The sequence below is a fragment of the Streptomyces sp. CA-288835 genome (genome assembly GCF_050936385.1).
Taxonomy (GTDB): Bacteria; Actinomycetota; Actinomycetes; order Streptomycetales; family Streptomycetaceae; genus Streptomyces.
This window is the reverse complement of record NZ_JBNJMW010000001.1, coordinates 7,051,984-7,066,858: the sequence shown is the minus strand read 5'-3', so window position 1 is coordinate 7,066,858 and position 14,875 is coordinate 7,051,984. Positions and strand designations below refer to the sequence as shown.

The 14,875-nt window shown below is 70.1% G+C and carries 9 protein-coding genes; 4 read left to right on the top strand and 5 right to left on the bottom strand.

Translation table 11 applies throughout. The features are described 5' to 3' along the window. Positions 1-117 precede the first annotated feature (117 nt). Together ppdK and ACQEVY_RS31960 are read right to left on the bottom strand one after the other, a co-directional pair. Positions 118-2,859, bottom strand: coding sequence for a pyruvate, phosphate dikinase (gene ppdK / locus ACQEVY_RS31965; RefSeq protein WP_432952841.1), 2,742 nt, complete (start codon positions 2,857-2,859; stop codon positions 118-120). A 453-nt stretch (positions 2,860-3,312) separates the two neighbouring features. After that, complete coding sequence (locus tag ACQEVY_RS31960) at positions 3,313-4,557, bottom strand: ROK family protein (protein ID WP_432952840.1); 1,245 nt, start codon at positions 4,555-4,557, stop codon at positions 3,313-3,315. Between the two features lie 119 nt (positions 4,558-4,676). Here ACQEVY_RS31960 and ACQEVY_RS31955 point away from each other — a divergent pair, with 119 nt between their 5' ends. Both ACQEVY_RS31955 and ACQEVY_RS31950 read left to right on the top strand, forming a co-directional pair. Next, positions 4,677-6,206: an MGH1-like glycoside hydrolase domain-containing protein gene (locus ACQEVY_RS31955; RefSeq protein ID WP_432952839.1), complete on the top strand. Its 1,530-nt coding sequence runs from the start codon at positions 4,677-4,679 to the stop codon at positions 6,204-6,206. Then, positions 6,203-8,137, top strand: a complete 1,935-nt coding sequence (locus tag ACQEVY_RS31950) for an amylo-alpha-1,6-glucosidase (RefSeq protein ID WP_432952838.1) — start codon at positions 6,203-6,205, stop codon at positions 8,135-8,137. The genes ACQEVY_RS31955 and ACQEVY_RS31950 overlap by 4 nt, the downstream gene beginning before the upstream one ends. A gap of 79 nt (positions 8,138-8,216) precedes the next feature. Here the strand turns inward: ACQEVY_RS31950 and ACQEVY_RS31945 are convergent, their stop codons facing one another. Then, positions 8,217-8,873: a response regulator gene (locus ACQEVY_RS31945; RefSeq protein WP_432952837.1), complete on the bottom strand. Its 657-nt coding sequence runs from the start codon at positions 8,871-8,873 to the stop codon at positions 8,217-8,219. Continuing rightward, positions 8,870-11,281 carry a sensor histidine kinase gene (locus tag ACQEVY_RS31940; protein ID WP_432952836.1) on the bottom strand — a complete coding sequence of 804 codons (2,412 nt, stop codon included), beginning with the start codon at positions 11,279-11,281 and terminating at the stop codon, positions 8,870-8,872. Before ACQEVY_RS31940 ends, ACQEVY_RS31945 begins: the two co-directional genes overlap by 4 nt. A 219-nt stretch (positions 11,282-11,500) precedes the next feature. Between ACQEVY_RS31940 and ACQEVY_RS31935 the strand changes: the two genes are divergently transcribed. Further along, positions 11,501-11,947: a peptidoglycan-binding domain-containing protein gene (locus ACQEVY_RS31935; RefSeq protein WP_432952834.1), complete on the top strand. Its 447-nt coding sequence runs from the start codon at positions 11,501-11,503 to the stop codon at positions 11,945-11,947. A 165-nt stretch (positions 11,948-12,112) separates the two neighbouring features. On the opposite strand, the gene dusB is transcribed toward ACQEVY_RS31935, so the two are convergent. Further along, complete coding sequence (dusB, locus tag ACQEVY_RS31930; RefSeq protein ID WP_432952833.1) at positions 12,113-13,321, bottom strand: tRNA dihydrouridine synthase DusB; 1,209 nt, start codon at positions 13,319-13,321, stop codon at positions 12,113-12,115. Positions 13,322-13,424: 103 nt separating this feature from the next. Between dusB and ACQEVY_RS31925 the strand changes: the two genes are divergently transcribed. Further along, the gene (locus tag ACQEVY_RS31925; protein ID WP_432952831.1) at positions 13,425-14,870 is read left to right on the top strand and encodes an MFS transporter; all 1,446 of its coding nucleotides are present in this window, start codon (positions 13,425-13,427) and stop codon (positions 14,868-14,870) included. The last annotated feature ends 5 nt before the right edge of the window (positions 14,871-14,875 follow it).

The window sequence follows — 14,875 nt, the reverse complement described above, 5'->3', positions numbered from 1 at the left end:
ATCGCGTCGGTGAGGGTCGGGGTGACCGACGGCGGCTCCGGAGTCGGGAAGGTCAGCGATAGTCGCTGACCCTCGACGTGAGGGTCAACGATGATCGCTGCCCCTCGATATGGCGGGTCAGCGGTGGTCGCTGCCCTTCGACGTAGATGCCGCGCGGCCGGCCTCCAGGCGGGCCACCGGGATCCGGAACGGCGAGCACGATACGTAGTCCAGACCCACCTCGTGGAAGAAGTGGACCGACTCCGGGTCGCCGCCGTGCTCGCCGCAGACCCCCAGCTTCAGGTCGGGGCGGGTGGCGCGGCCGGCGTCGGCGGCGAGTTTCACCAGGGAGCCGACGCCGTCCTTGTCGATCGTCTCGAAGGGGGAGACGCCGAAGATGCCCTTCTCCAAGTACGCCGTGAAGAACGACGCTTCGACGTCATCGCGCGAGAAGCCCCACACCGTCTGCGTCAGATCGTTCGTGCCGAAGCTGAAGAACTCGGCCGCCTCCGCGATCTGACCCGCCGTCAGCGCGGCCCGCGGCAGTTCGATCATCGTGCCGATCGACAGCTTCAGTTCCGTGCCCGTCGCCGCCTCAACCTCGGCAACGACCTGGTCGGCCTCCTCGCGGACGATCTCCAGCTCCTGGACCGTGCCGACCAGCGGGATCATGATCTCGGCGCGCGGGTCGCCCTTGGCGTTCTTGCGCTCGGCCGCGGCCTCGGCGATCGCCCGTACCTGCATCGTGAACAGGCCGGGGATGACCAGGCCCAACCTCACACCCCTGAGCCCAAGCATCGGGTTCTGCTCGTGCAGGCGGTGCACCGCCTGGAGGAGGCGGAGGAGGTTCTCGTGCGGCTCCTGGCGGGCCTCCGCCAGGGCGACCCGGACCGAGAGCTCCGTGATGTCGGGCAGGAACTCGTGCAGCGGCGGGTCGAGCAGACGGACCGTCACCGGCAGGCCGTCCATCGCCGAGAACAGCTCCACGAAGTCCTGCTTCTGCAGCGGCAACAGCTGCTTCAGCGACTCCTCGCGCTCGTCCTCCGTGTCGGCCAGGATGAGGCGCTCGACCAGCTCACGACGGTCACCGAGGAACATGTGCTCCGTGCGGCACAGGCCGATGCCCTGCGCGCCGAAGCGACGGGCGCGCATCGCGTCCTCGGCGTTGTCCGCGTTGGCACGCACCCGCAGGCGGCGCTTGCGGTCGGCGAACGCCATGATCCGGTGTACGGCCTCGACCAGTTCGTCGGCGTCCTGGGCGCCCGCGTGCATCCGGCCCTCGAAGTACTCCACGACGGGAGACGGGACGACCGGGACCTCGCCCAGGTAGACCTTGCCCGACGACCCGTCGATCGAGATCAGGTCGCCCTCCTCCACCACATGCCCGCCCGGGACAGTCATCCGGCGCCGCTTGGTGTCGACCTCGAGCTCCTCGGCACCGCACACACACGTCTTGCCCATACCGCGCGCGACCACGGCCGCGTGCGAGGTCTTGCCGCCGCGGGAGGTCAGAATCCCCTCCGCCGCGATCATGCCGTCCAGGTCGTCGGGGTTGGTCTCGCGGCGGACCAGGATCACCTTCTCGCCCGAACGCGACCACTTCACCGCCGTGTACGAGTCGAAGACCGCCTTGCCGACCGCCGCACCCGGCGAGGCCGCGATGCCCCGGCCGACCGTCTCGACCTTCGTGTCCTCGTCGAAGCGCGGGAACATCAGCTGCGCGAGCTGAGCGCCGTTGACGCGCTGCAGCGCCTCGGCCTCGTCGATCAGCCCCTGGTCCACCAGCTGGGTCGCGATACGGAAGGCCGCGCCCGCCGTCCGCTTGCCGACGCGCGTCTGGAGCATCCACAACTGGCCGCGCTCGATGGTGAATTCGATGTCGCAGAGATCCTTGTAGTGGTTCTCAAGGGTCTCCATGATCTGCATCAGCTGGTCGTACGACTTCTTGTCGATCTTCTCCAGATCGGCGAGCGGGACCGTGTTGCGGATGCCGGCGACGACGTCCTCGCCCTGAGCGTTCTGCAGGTAGTCGCCGTACACGCCCTGGTGGCCGCTGGCCGGGTCGCGGGTGAAGGCCACGCCCGTGCCCGAGTCCGGGCCGAGGTTGCCGAAGACCATCGAGCAGACGTTGACGGCCGTGCCGAGGTCGTGCGGGATGCGCTCCTGGCGGCGGTAGAGCTTCGCGCGGTCGGTGTTCCACGAGTCGAAGACCGCGTGGATGGCGAGGTCCATCTGCTCGCGCGGGTCCTGCGGGAAGTCGCGCCCGGCCTCGGTCTTGACGATCTTCTTGAACTTGGTGACGAGCTTCTTCAGGTCGGCCGCTTCGAGCTCCGTGTCGACCGTGACCTTCTTGGCGGCCTTCGCCGCCTCCAGCGCGTCCTCGAAGAGTTCGCCGTCGACGCCGAGGACCGTCTTGCCGAACATCTGGATGAGACGGCGGTACGAGTCCCATGCGAAGCGGTCGTCGCCGGCCTGCTTGGCCAGTCCCTGGACGGACTTGTCGGAGAGCCCGATGTTCAGGACGGTGTCCATCATGCCGGGCATGGAGAACTTCGCCCCTGAACGGACCGATACGAGCAGGGGGTTATCGGCCTGTCCGAGCTTCTTGCCCATCTTCTCTTCGAGGGCGTCGAGGTGCGCACTCACCTCGTCACGCAGTGCCGCGGGCTCCACGCCGCTCTCGAGGTACGTCTTGCACGCCTCGGTGGTGATCGTGAAGCCCGGCGGGACGGGGAGGCCCAGGTTGGTCATCTCGGCGAGGTTCGCGCCTTTGCCGCCGAGGAGGTCCTTGAGGTCCTTGTTGCCCTCGGTGAAGTCATAAACGAACTTCACGCCCTGAGCGTCGCTACCAGTTACGTGGGGATCTTTGTTTTCCGACACGGATCTCGACTCCTCGAGGACGCGCTGGCTGCCCTGACGGCGAGGAACATACCCAAATCGAAGGTACCTCGGTACGTCCACTTGCGCGTCATGCGGCCGTAACCGCCCGTCCGCCAACAGATCGCAAGTCAAGAGCTGGCAATGAGTCGGGAGGTGATGTTTTCACTTCCTGAACGAGTCAACGCACGTAGACCCCCTCAAGCGCTCATGTGAGCAGCGCTTCGTACGTGTGAGTTCACAGCGTGAACGATCAAGGGGTGGCACTCAGTGCCACCCCTTGGAGAAGTGCAGTTGCCCAAGATCCGCTCATCTGAGCGCAACCCTTATCAAGGGTGGCAAGAATCACGCCGATTTGAGCGGCCAGATTTCACCATGCGGACGCGTACACGGTCCGTAATGCGGATGTCACACACCGATCGGCCACCCACGGCGCATCCGCTTACGCCGGGCGTTTCACACGCCCATCGCCAGCAGTCGCTCCTCGGCCCGCTCCGGCGCGTACAGGTGCTCCACCACCAGCAGCCCCGCCCCCACCAGTCCCGCCCGCTCCCCCAGCCGTGAGGTGACCACGTCCAGGTGGGCGGTGGAGCGGGGCAGGGCGCGCTGGTAGAGCAGTTCGCGTACGCCCGTGAGGAACGGGGTGCCGGCCAGGTCCCCGGCGATCATCAGCACCCCGGGGTTCAGCAGCGTCACCACGGTCGCCAGTACGTCGCCGACCAGCCGCCCGGCGTCCCGCGCGAGCGCCGCCGCCCCGGGGTGCCCGGCGGTCAGCAAGTCCCGTACATCTGAGCCGGAGGCCGCCGGCACCCCGGTCTCCGCGAGCCGCCGCGCCACGGCACCGCCGCTCGCGACGGCGGCGAGACAGCCGTACGAACCGCACTTGCACAAGGCGTCGGCACCCTCCGGGACCCGTATGTGCCCGATGTCCCCGGCGCCCCCGTCTATGCCCCGGTAGATCTCGCCGCCGACGACGACGCCCGCGCCGATGCCGGTGGAGACCTTGATGAGGACGAAGGCCGAGCAGTCCGGGTAGGCGGTGCGCTGTTCGCCGTACGCCATGAGGTTGGCGTCGTTGTCCACAAGGACCGGGACGGATTCGGTACCCGTGTGCTCGGCGAAGGCGCGGGCCAGCCGGGTTCTTATGTCGTAGCCGTCCCAACCGGGCATCATCGGCGGCTGGACCACGCGGCCGGTGTCGCTGTCGACCGGGCCCGGCACGGAGAGCCCGATCCCGCACACCTCGTGCGCCCGGTGCCCCGCCTTCTCCAGCAACTCGCCGAACCAGCGGCCGAGTTCGCCGAGTACCGCGTCCGGGCCGTCCTCGATGAGCAGCGAACCCGTGTGCTCGGCCAGCAGCTCGCCGCTGAGCGAGAGGACCGCGGTGCGCGCGTGCCGGGTGTCGAGGTCGGCAGCGAGGACGACGGAATGTGAGTCATCGAACTCAAGTCGGACCGAGGGCCGACCACCGAGCGGCGAGTCCACCGGGCCCGCGGCGCCCTCGCGCAGCCAGCCCGCCCGGAAGAGCCGGTCCAGGCGCTGGCCGACCGTGGCCCTGGACAGGCCCGTGACCTGCTGCAAGGCACCGCGCGTGGTGGCCCGTCCGCTGCGTACCAGCGCCAGCAGCTCGCCGGCGCTCCCCTGGCCGGCCGCCCTCGCGGCCCGTCCTGCCGTACCGGTTCTCCCGGCGTTCTCGGTCATGCACACCCCCTTGCGCTCCTCAACTCTGCATTACATATTGAGTTTTGCGTGTTAAATAGACGTAACCCTACGGCAGCATCAACCGAACTGGCCGGACATACGTCTTCGTGGAGACCCGAGTGGACCGCTCGACCCAGCTCACAGCCCGCCGCACCGGACACCCGGAGCCCGTACGCACCTCGGCCTCACCCCCATTTTCCGGCCAGGGTGAGATCGGCCATTCCGGGGCAGCCGTATACGATCCGGGCCTCGCCGCGCGCTCCCTGCATCTGAGGGCCGCGCGCGTCCTGCACGACAACTGGACCGGGACGTCCACGGTGCCCTCGCGCGGCCTGTATCCCCACCAGTGGTCCTGGGACTCGGCGTTCATCGCGATCGGGCTGCGCCACCTGTCGCCGCTCAAGGCGCAGGTCGAGCTGGAGACGCTCCTGAACGCGCAGTGGGGCGACGGCCGGATTCCGCACATCGTCTTCAACCCCTCCGTCCCGCTCGACGCGTACTTCCCGAGCCCCGACTTCTGGCGCTCCTCCACCGCGGGACGCGCCGCGGGCGCCCCGCGCACCGTACAGACGTCGGGCATCGTGCAGCCACCGGTGCACGCACTCGCCGCCTGGCTGGTGCATGTCGCCGACCCGGGTCTGTCGCGGGCCCGCGGCTTCCTGTCCGGCCTGTATCCGCGGCTCGCGGCCTGGCACCGCTATCTGCTGCACCGCCGGGACCTGGGCGGCGGGGGCCTGGCCTCCGTGGTCCACCCCTGGGAGCAGGGCATGGACAACGCCCCGTCCTGGGACGCCCCGCTCAGCCGCGTCACGCCCGCCCCGGCCCGCACCTTCCGCCGCGCCGACCTCGACCACGGGGCCGCTTCGGACCGGCCTACGGATCTGGACTACGGGCGGTACGTGGCGCTGGCGAGCGACTACCGGGACCGTGAATACGCCGACGGAGAGGGGCAGTTCGCGGTCGAGGACCCGGCGTTCAACGCGCTGCTGATCGCCTCCGAGTACGCGCTGGCCCGGATCGCCCGCGAGCTGGGCGCCACGAGCACGGCCCGCAGTGCGCGGGCGGAGCGGCTGACGGCCGCGCTGGTGGAGCGGCTGTGGGACCCGGCGGAGGGCATGTTCTTCTGCCGGGACGTACAGACCGGGGAACTCATCCCCGAGCGCGGCGTGGCCGGGCTCGTCCCGCTGCTGCTGCCCGCCCTGCCCCGCGACGTCGCCGACAGTCTCGTACGGACCCTGCGCGGGCCGCACTTCGGGCTCGGCGGCGTCACCCGGCTCGTACCGAGTTACGACCTGACCGGCGAGGCCTTCGATCCGCACCGGTACTGGCGGGGTCCGGCCTGGTTCAACACCAACTGGATGCTGGAGCGCGGCCTCAGGCTGCACGGGGAGCAGGCCCTCGCGAACCGTCTGCGCGGTGCACTGCTCGACACGGCGGGCGCGTCCGGATTCGCGGAGTACGTGACCCCGTACAGCGGCGAGGCCTGCGGAGCGCTCGGCTTCAGCTGGACCGCCGCGCTGACGCTCGACCTGCTGCACGACCACGACCACCAGCACGAGCCGGGCCCTTCACTGAGCGCGGCGCATCACGTGAGCGATCACGTAGGCGAAGAGATCGGCAAGGGTGCCAAGGGAGGGGACCAGGGATGACGGACCGGCAGCATCTGCTCGTGCACGGTGGGACGTTCGCGGCCGTGGGCGACGGCGGGGACATCAGCGGAGTGCGCGGCAGCGGCTCCCCCGACGGGCTGTTCGTACGTGACGCCCGGCATCTGAGCCGCTGGCAGCTGACCGTCGACGGGGCGATGCCCGAGTTGCTGTCGCCGGTCGCGGACGGCGACGTGGCGCGCTGTGTTCTCGTACCGCGCGGGGGCCGGCAGGAACCGCCCGCGTACACGCTCTTCCGTGAACAGGCCGTCGCCGACGGCGCGTTCGTCGAGTCGCTGCGCGTCACCAGCAACCGACCGGTGCCGACGACGGTCCGGATCGCGGTCACCGCGGACGCCGACTTCTCGGACCAGTTCGAGCTGCGCTCCGACCACCGTACGTACGCCAAGATCGGCGCCGTCCGCTCCCGCGAAATCCTGGACGACGGCGTGGAGTTCAGCTACCGGCGCGGTGAGTGGCGTTCTTGTACGACGGTCACCGCCGAGCCCGCGCCTGACGGCGTCGAGGAGACGGGTACGGGCGCCCGTCGCCTGGTTTGGGCTCTGGAGCTCGAACCGCACGGTTCCGCAGAGCTGGCCCTTCGGGTCGCGGCCCGCCCGCACGGCACACCGCACCCGGAGGTGCCCGCCTCCCCGTCCGCCGTGAACGCCCAACTCCGCGCGCTGGAGAACGAGTTCACCGAGGGCGTGCCCTTCCCGACGGGCTGGCCGGAGCTGGCCGCGGCCTGCGAGCGGGGCCTCGCCGACCTGGCCGTCCTCCAGGTTCCGGCCACGGGCCCCGACGGAGAGGAACTTCGCGTCCCGGCGGCCGGAGTCCCCTGGTTCCTGACGCTGCTCGGCCGGGACGCGCTCCTCACCTCCCTCTTCGCGCTCCCCTACCGCCCCCAGCTCGCCGCCGCCACCCTGCCCGCGCTCGCCGCCGCGCAGGCGACCGCGACCGGCACCGGGGCGGTGGCCCAGCCGGGCAAGATCGTGCACGAGGTACGGCACGGGGAGCTGGCGCACTTCGGGCAGGTGCCGTACGGGCGGTACTACGGCTCGGTCGACGCCACGCCGCTCTTCCTTGTGCTGCTCGGGGCGTACGTCGAGCAGACCGGCGATGTCGCGACCGCCCGCCGCCTCGAGCCCCACGCCCGCGCGGCGATCGGCTGGATGCTGGACCACGGCGGGCTCACCTCGCGCGGCTACCTCGTCTACCGCGCCGACGAGGGCGGCCTCGCCAACCAGAACTGGAAGGACTCCCCCGGCGCCATCTGCTCCGCGGACGGCAGCCGCGCCACCGGGCCGGTGATGGCCGCGGGTGCGCAGGGGTACGCGTACGACGCCCTGCGCCGTACCGCGCATCTGTCGCGCTCGGTGTGGGGCGACGACGTGTACGCGGCGCTGCTGGAACAGGCGGCCGGCGACCTCCGCGACCGCTTCCAGCGGGACTTCTGGATGCCTGAACTCGCCTTTCCCGCACTGGCGTTGGACGGCGACGGCAATCAGGTGGATGCGCTGGCCTCCGATGCCGGGCATCTGTTGTGGTCCGGGTTGTTGGACAAGGAGTACGGGGAGTTGGTGGGCCGGCGGTTGTTGGAGCCGGACTTCTTCTCGGGGTGGGGAGTGCGGACGGTGGCCTCCGGGCAGGCCGCCTACCATCCGCTGTCGTATCACCGGGGGTCGGTCTGGCCCCACGACAACGCGTTGATCACACTGGGGTTGGCGCGGTACGGGCTCCATGACGAGGCCCAAACGGTCGCGCATGCCCTGGTGAACGCGGCGACGGCGGCCGGCCACCGGCTCCCGGAGGTCCTTGCGGGCTACGGCCGCGACAGTCAGGGGGAGCCGGTGCCTTACCCGCACGCGTGCGTGCGGGAATCCCGGTCGGCGGCGGCTCCTTTGGCGTTGCTGACTGCCGTCGGGGGCGCCTGAGCTCGGGCTCAGGCGGCGCTGGCGTCGACCTTGAAGTTGTAATTGACCTGCTTGCCCGTACTGCCCGTACTGCCCGTACTCAGAGGTCGTCCACGTCGACCAGCCCGTCCTGGATGGCGCGGGCCACCAGGCTTGCCTTGGTCCGCGCGGGGCGGCCAACGTTCGCGTACTTGATCCGCACCCGGTCCAGATACGAGTTGACCGTCCGTACGGAGATGCCGAGACGCTGGGCGACCAGCTCCTTCGACTCCGACTGGAACCACTCGATGAGCACGTTCTCCTCGCGCACGGAGAGCTGGGGGCGGTCGGCGCGGGTGTTTGTTCCCAGCGCGCCGGCCAGCGCGGGCGGCATATAGGGCCGCTCGTCGGCTGCCGCCAGCGTCGCCTCGACCAGGTGGTCCCGGCCCTCACTCTTGGTCAGAAAGGTCGCGGCTCCCAGGTCCAGGCAGTTGAGTGCTGTCTTCTCGTCGTCCCGCATCGAGTAGACGACCACCTGCCGCCCGGCGTCGACGAGTCTTCGTAGGCTGCCGAAGGCGGGGCCGCCCTCGCCCAGTTGCAGATCCAGGACGACGACGTCGGCGGTGCTGCCCGGCGCGGTCCAGGCTTCCTGTATGGAACCGCCGGCCGCGACCACGGTGATGGGCCGCCGTGATGCGGCGTACCACGCCTCCACGCCCGAGAGGATGGCCGGATGGTCGTCCACGACGACCACGCTGACTGGTGCGTTGTCACTCATGTCAGGTCAACTCCGGAGATCGCCGGTCTTCTCCAGCCGGCTTCCACCCACACACTTTCGCCGCGCGTCGTTCGGGCCACGGTCACCTTGGCGTCCGTGGCGTCCGTGGCGTGGCCGTGTGCTTGAGCGGCTTCTCCCGGGCCACGGCCGCCGGCGCAGTCCTCGCTGACCACGCTCACGCGTACCGCGCGAGGGGTCCACACGACGGTCACCCGCGCGGTCGAGCGGGTACGGCCCAGAATCACCGCCAGCGGGTCGACCAGCTCCCTGCGTATCTCCACAGGCACCTCCCCCGGCTGGCCTCGTACGGCCAGGCTCACCGTCACCCCCTGGTGCTCGACCACCTCCACGCATGCCCGCAACTCGTTCAGCAGCGGGTCGGTGACGGCGTCGCTCTCCGCGAACAGGCGGCGCATACGGGCGGCTTCCACGCCGCACCGCAGCCTGACCTCCTCGTCGTGCGGGCTCAGCACTCCGTGGCCGAGGCCCACGAGCAGCGGCACCGTCGTCGCCGTCAGGGCGCGGTAGCGCTCCTTGTGATCACGCTGCATGTCCTCGTGGATACGTTCCCGGGTACGCAGTTCCTCCTCCTGTGCGGCCGCGGTCCCCGCTGCCGGCGCCGTGCCGTGGAGCAGGTGCGTCAGCAGTACACCGACGGAGAGCTGGAAGCCGCAGACGGAGATCCCCATGACGGCCGCCTCCGCGGCGGTCGGCGCCCCCGACAGGAACACAGCGGTCGCGTTGAGCCCGATATGCACCCCGAGGAACGCCGCGAACACCCTGAGCCGCAGGTCTGCCAGCAGGAACAGCGCGTGCCAGCCGACCAGCCCGAACACCCAGTCCTCCGCCCCTGCCAACCGCTCCGGCGGGAGCGTGAACGCGCCGATCGCGGAAACCGTCAGCACCGCGCCCAGGCTCCACCAGCGCACCCTCGGCGGGATCTGTCTGCCACGCAGCAGATAGGCGCCCCCGGTCGCCGCGACGGCGGCGAGACAGACGAAGGCCGCCGTCTGTGCCCACGCGGGGCGATACACGCTCTGGTAGGCCGTGAGCTGGTACAGCGAGAGGGTGAACTGCGACAGCAGGCTGATCAGCAGCGCGGCCAGTTGAGCCCCGTAAAGGAGCTGCCCGCGGATGAGGCGGACGAGGGCCGTGTGCTGTGCCTGGGCGCGGGGCGGGCGCGGTACGCCGCCGGTCACCTGCGCTCCGCCCCCTGTCTGTGACGCCCGGGCCGGGCCGTGCCAGCGCCACTGCACGCGGGTCCCGGTGCCCGGATGTGAGCTGACGGAAGCGGAGCCGCCGACCGCGTGCATCCTGCCGATGATGGAACCGGAGATGCCCCGGCGCCGTGCGGGGACGGAGTCCGGGTCGAATCCCCGCCCCGCGTCGGACAGTTCGACGACGGTGCCGTCCCCCTCCGTCCATGCCCTGAGCTCCGCCTCCCGCACTCCGGCATGGCGTGCCACATTGGTGACGGCCTCCCGGACCCCGTTGAATATCGCAAGACCAGGGCCGGACGGGATCGCGAGCGGGCCCTCGATACGCGTCTTGAGCCGCACCCTGGCCTGTCCCTCACCCTCGGGCACGCAGCCGAGAAGTGCCGCGAGGTCGACGTTCTCCGTCTCGAATCCGGGCATGGCGGACAGCGCCTCCAGATCCTGTCGGGCCCGTGCGGGCAGCCACGACCAGTCCCGGCCGTCGCCCTGGGAGACCATCAGCAGCGTCGCGCTCGCCGTGTCGTGCAGGGTCGCCAGGTACTCGCGCTCGGCCGCTCTCCGTGCGGCGGCGACATCGGCCTTCCGACGCGACGCCGCCCTGGCCGCGGCCGCCCGGTCAGCCGCCCGGGCCCGCGCCCGAACCATCAGGAAAGCGGCCCTCGACAGTCCCGCCAGGAAAAGCATGCGCACCAGGGGGAGCAACTCCGGGCTGTGCCCGGGCGAGGAGAGGACGTCGCCCAGCGCGCAGACGACGGCCCCCAACGCGGCCAGGGCAGCCCCGGCCACGGGTCGCGTCGCCCACTCGTGCTGGAAAGTGATGAGGCTGATGCCGACAATCGCCTCCACCATCACATTCGCGCCGTCGCCGCCGAGCACCGGCTGAGACAGTCCCGTCAGCACCAGCGCGGCCGCGTCCAAGGTCCACAGCAGGGCGAACGGGAGCGGGCGGCGCAGCGAGTAGAGGCGCACACCGCAGGCGAGGAGAGCGGGCACCAGCAGAGACATCGCCAGGGGAATGTCCGCCGCATCTGCCGAGGCGACGCCCAGCGCACTGCACAGACAGACCACGGTGGACCGGAGCCACACCCCGTACCGCTCGAGGGCCAGGATCAACAGGCGCTCGCTGGACCTGGGGCCGCCTGTCGGCTCAGCGGCTCCATCGCTGTGCCCCTCGTGCCCCCCGTGCCGCATGGGGCCAAGAGTAATTGACCAGCGATCAAGGTAGAGCGTCACATGAGCCCGCAGCCTTGCGCGATGTCCGTGTGCGGCGGCCGTTCCTTGTGGGGCAAACGACCGACACACTCAGCGACCGGACCGGGCTACCGTGCCCGTCGTACGGAACTGACACCGGCCGTGGCGGGCGCCGCAAGAACTCGGGCAGTCCGCCAACAATCAGAAGGTGGAGCAGAGTTGAGCAAAATCCGAAGCGGGCGCGCCAAGTCGGCTACGGCCGCGGGAGCCCTTCTGGCCGGCCTCCTCGGCGGCGCTCTCGCCGGCGCGCCGTCCGCGACCGCGGCTGACTACTCCCCTTGCACCTACGGGGCGGTTCTGCACAACAAAGTCACAAACCCCACCTCTTACAAGTACGTCCCGTACGTTGGCAATTCGCCCAATTGCTGGCTTGACTGGGGGATGAGCAATACGGCAGTCCGCGCTCTCCAGAAGAACCTGAATTCCTGCTACGGATACCGGCTGGCAACCGATGGGGACTTCGGAGACCTCACCGAGTCGGCGCTCAAATCCGTTCAGAGGAAGGTGGGCGTCCGGGCGGACGGCGATTACGGCCCCAATACGCGGAATGCGATGGTGTGGGCGAACTACAGCATGGAAACCGGGGCGCGGATCAGCTGTAACTGACGAACAGCCGATCCACCGCCCGGCCCCGCCCCCGGCGTGAACCTTCGGGACCGTTCGGTCCGCGTCCCTATCGAGGGGAGGACGCGGCTCGGACTTGGGCGCCGCCGTTGTTCACAACGGCGGCGCCCACTCGACCGCTTGGGCCGCTGCACCCGCAGCGAACGCTCAACCCCCGGACGTGTCCAACTCCGCGTCCTCGCCGATCCCGGCACAGTCGTACGGGTCCTTCAGCCAACCGTCCGGCAGGACAACCCTGTTGTTGCCGGACGTACGGCCCCGGGGCCCGTCCGCGCCCGTCGGCCACGGCTGGTCAAGGTCCAACTCATCGAGCCCTGACCGGAGTTCGGCCAGTGACGACGTGATCGCCAGGCGCTTACGCATCTCCGAGCCGACCGCGAAACCCTTCAGGTACCAGGCCACGTGCTTGCGGAAGTCGATGACTCCGCGCGCCTCGCCCGCCCGTCTCCCACCACCACCCTCAACGGTGGCCCTTCGGGCCGCCCCTCCTTGTTCGATCCACTCGCCGAGCAGGGTCGCGTGGCGGACCATGACGTCGGCCACCTCGCGGAGGGTCGGTCGCGCGTAGTCCCCCGTACGACCCTCGAAGGCGGCCACCAGGTCCGCGAACAGCCACGGGCGGCCCAGGCAACCCCGGCCGACCACCACCCCGTCGCAGCCAGTCACCCGCACCATCCGCAGCGCGTCGTCCGCCGACCAGATGTCGCCGTTGCCGAGGACGGGAATCTCCGGGACGTGCTCCTTGAGGCGGGCGATCGCCTCCCAGTCCGCCGTGCCGCCGTAGTGCTGCGCGGCCGTCCTGCCGTGGAGGGCGATCGCCGTCACGCCCTCCTCGACCGCGATCCGGCCCGCGTCCAGGTACGTGATGTGGTCGTCGTCGATGCCCTTGCGCATCTTCATCGTGACCGGCAGGTCCCCGGCCCCGCTCACCGCCTCGCGCAGGATCGCGCGCAGCAGGTTGCGCTTGTACGGGAGGGCCGAGCCGCCGCCCTTGCGCGTCACCTTCGGTACCGGGCAGCCGAAGTTGAGGTCGATGTGGTCGGCGAGGTCCTCCTCCGCGATCATGCGGACGGCCTTGCCGACGGTCGCCGGGTCGACCCCGTACAACTGGATCGAGCGCGGCGTCTCCGAGGCGTCGAAGTGGATCAGCTGCATGGTCTTCTCGTTGCGCTCGACCAGCGCCCGCGTCGTGATCATCTCGCTGACGAACAGGCCCTTGCCACCGCTGAACTCCCTGCACAGCGTGCGGAACGGCGCGTTCGTGATCCCGGCCATGGGGGCGAGGACGACGGGCGGCCGCACCGGGTGCGGGCCGATCGGCAGGGTGGAGTTCAGGAGAGGTGCGGGCGTGGGCATGGCCCCATTGTCCCGTACGCCGACGGGCGCGAGCCACGGCCTTTCGACGACCGACCGAGGTCGTTAGTTAGGCGCACTACCGATATCGGCGTACCCTGGTGCAATGCCCGAGCTCAACCACCGCCGACGCATGCTGGTGCTCGCGATCTGCTGTATGAGCTTGCTGATCGTGAGCCTCGACAACACCGTGCTGAACGTCGCGCTGCCCTCGATGCAGCGCGAACTGCACGCGAGTACGGCCGGCCTCCAGTGGACGATCGACGCGTACACGCTGGTGCTCGCCTCGCTACTGATGCTCGCGGGCTCGACGGCCGACCGCATCGGCCGCAAGCGGGTCTTCATGGCGGGCCTTGTCGTCTTCACGATCGGCTCGGTGCTGTGTTCCCTCGCGCCGAACCTCGAATCGCTCATCGCCTTCCGGATGGTGCAGGCGGTGGGCGGTTCGATGCTCAACCCGGTGGCGATGTCGATCATCACCAACACGTTCACGGATCCGCGCGAGCGCGCCCGCGCGATCGGGGTGTGGGGCGGTGTGGTGGGCATATCGATGGCCGCAGGACCGCTGATCGGCGGCCTTCTCGTGGACTCGGTCGGCTGGCGCGCGATCTTCTGGATCAACCTTCCGGTGGGCCTGGCCGCGCTCCTGCTCACCCTCCGGTACGTCCCCGAGTCCCGCGCCCCGAAGGCCCGCCGCCCCGACCCGGTCGGCCAGCTCCTGGTGATCGCGCTGCTCGGCTCCCTGACGTACGCGATCATCGAGGCCCCCCACTCGGGCGCCCCCACGGTCATCGCGTTCGGCGCCCTGGCCGTGGCCGCCCTGCTGAGCCTCCTGTGGTACGAGCCGCGCCGTGCCGAACCCCTCATCGACCTGCGCTTCTTCCGTTCGGCGCCGTTCAGCGGGGCCACGGTCGTGGCGATCAGCGCGTTCGCGGCACTCGGCGGGTTCCTCTTCCTCTCGACGCTCTATCTGCAGAACGTACGCGGGCTCACCGCGCTGAGCGCGGGCCTGTGGATGCTCCCGATGGCCGCCCTGACCTTCGTATCCGCCCCGCTGTCCGGCCGCCTGGTCGGCAGCCGCGGCCCTCGCCTCTCCCTCCTCGTCGCCGGAGTGGCGATGACGGCGAGCGGGGTGCTCTTCGCCGCCTTCGAGGCCGAGACGTCGAACGTGACGCTGGTCATCGGTTACGTCCTCTTCGGCCTCGGCTTCGGCTTCGTCAACGCCCCCATCACCAACACCGCCGTCTCGGGCATGCCCCGCGCCCAGGCCGGCGTCGCCGCCGCGGTCGCCTCCACCAGCCGTCAGATCGGCCAGACCCTGGGCGTCGCCGTGGTCGGCGCCGTACTCGCCTCGGGCCTGGGCTCGCTCCCGTACCGCGAGGTCTACGTCTCAGCGGCCCGCCCCGGCTGGTGGATCATCGCGGCCTGCGGCCTCGCGGTCCTGGTCGTCGGCGCCCTGACGAGCGGCCGCTGGGCCCGCCGAACCGCCGAACGCACCGCGGAACGGCTGGAGTCGGCGGAGGTCAAGGAGCAGGCGGACGTACTGGCCTGAGGCTC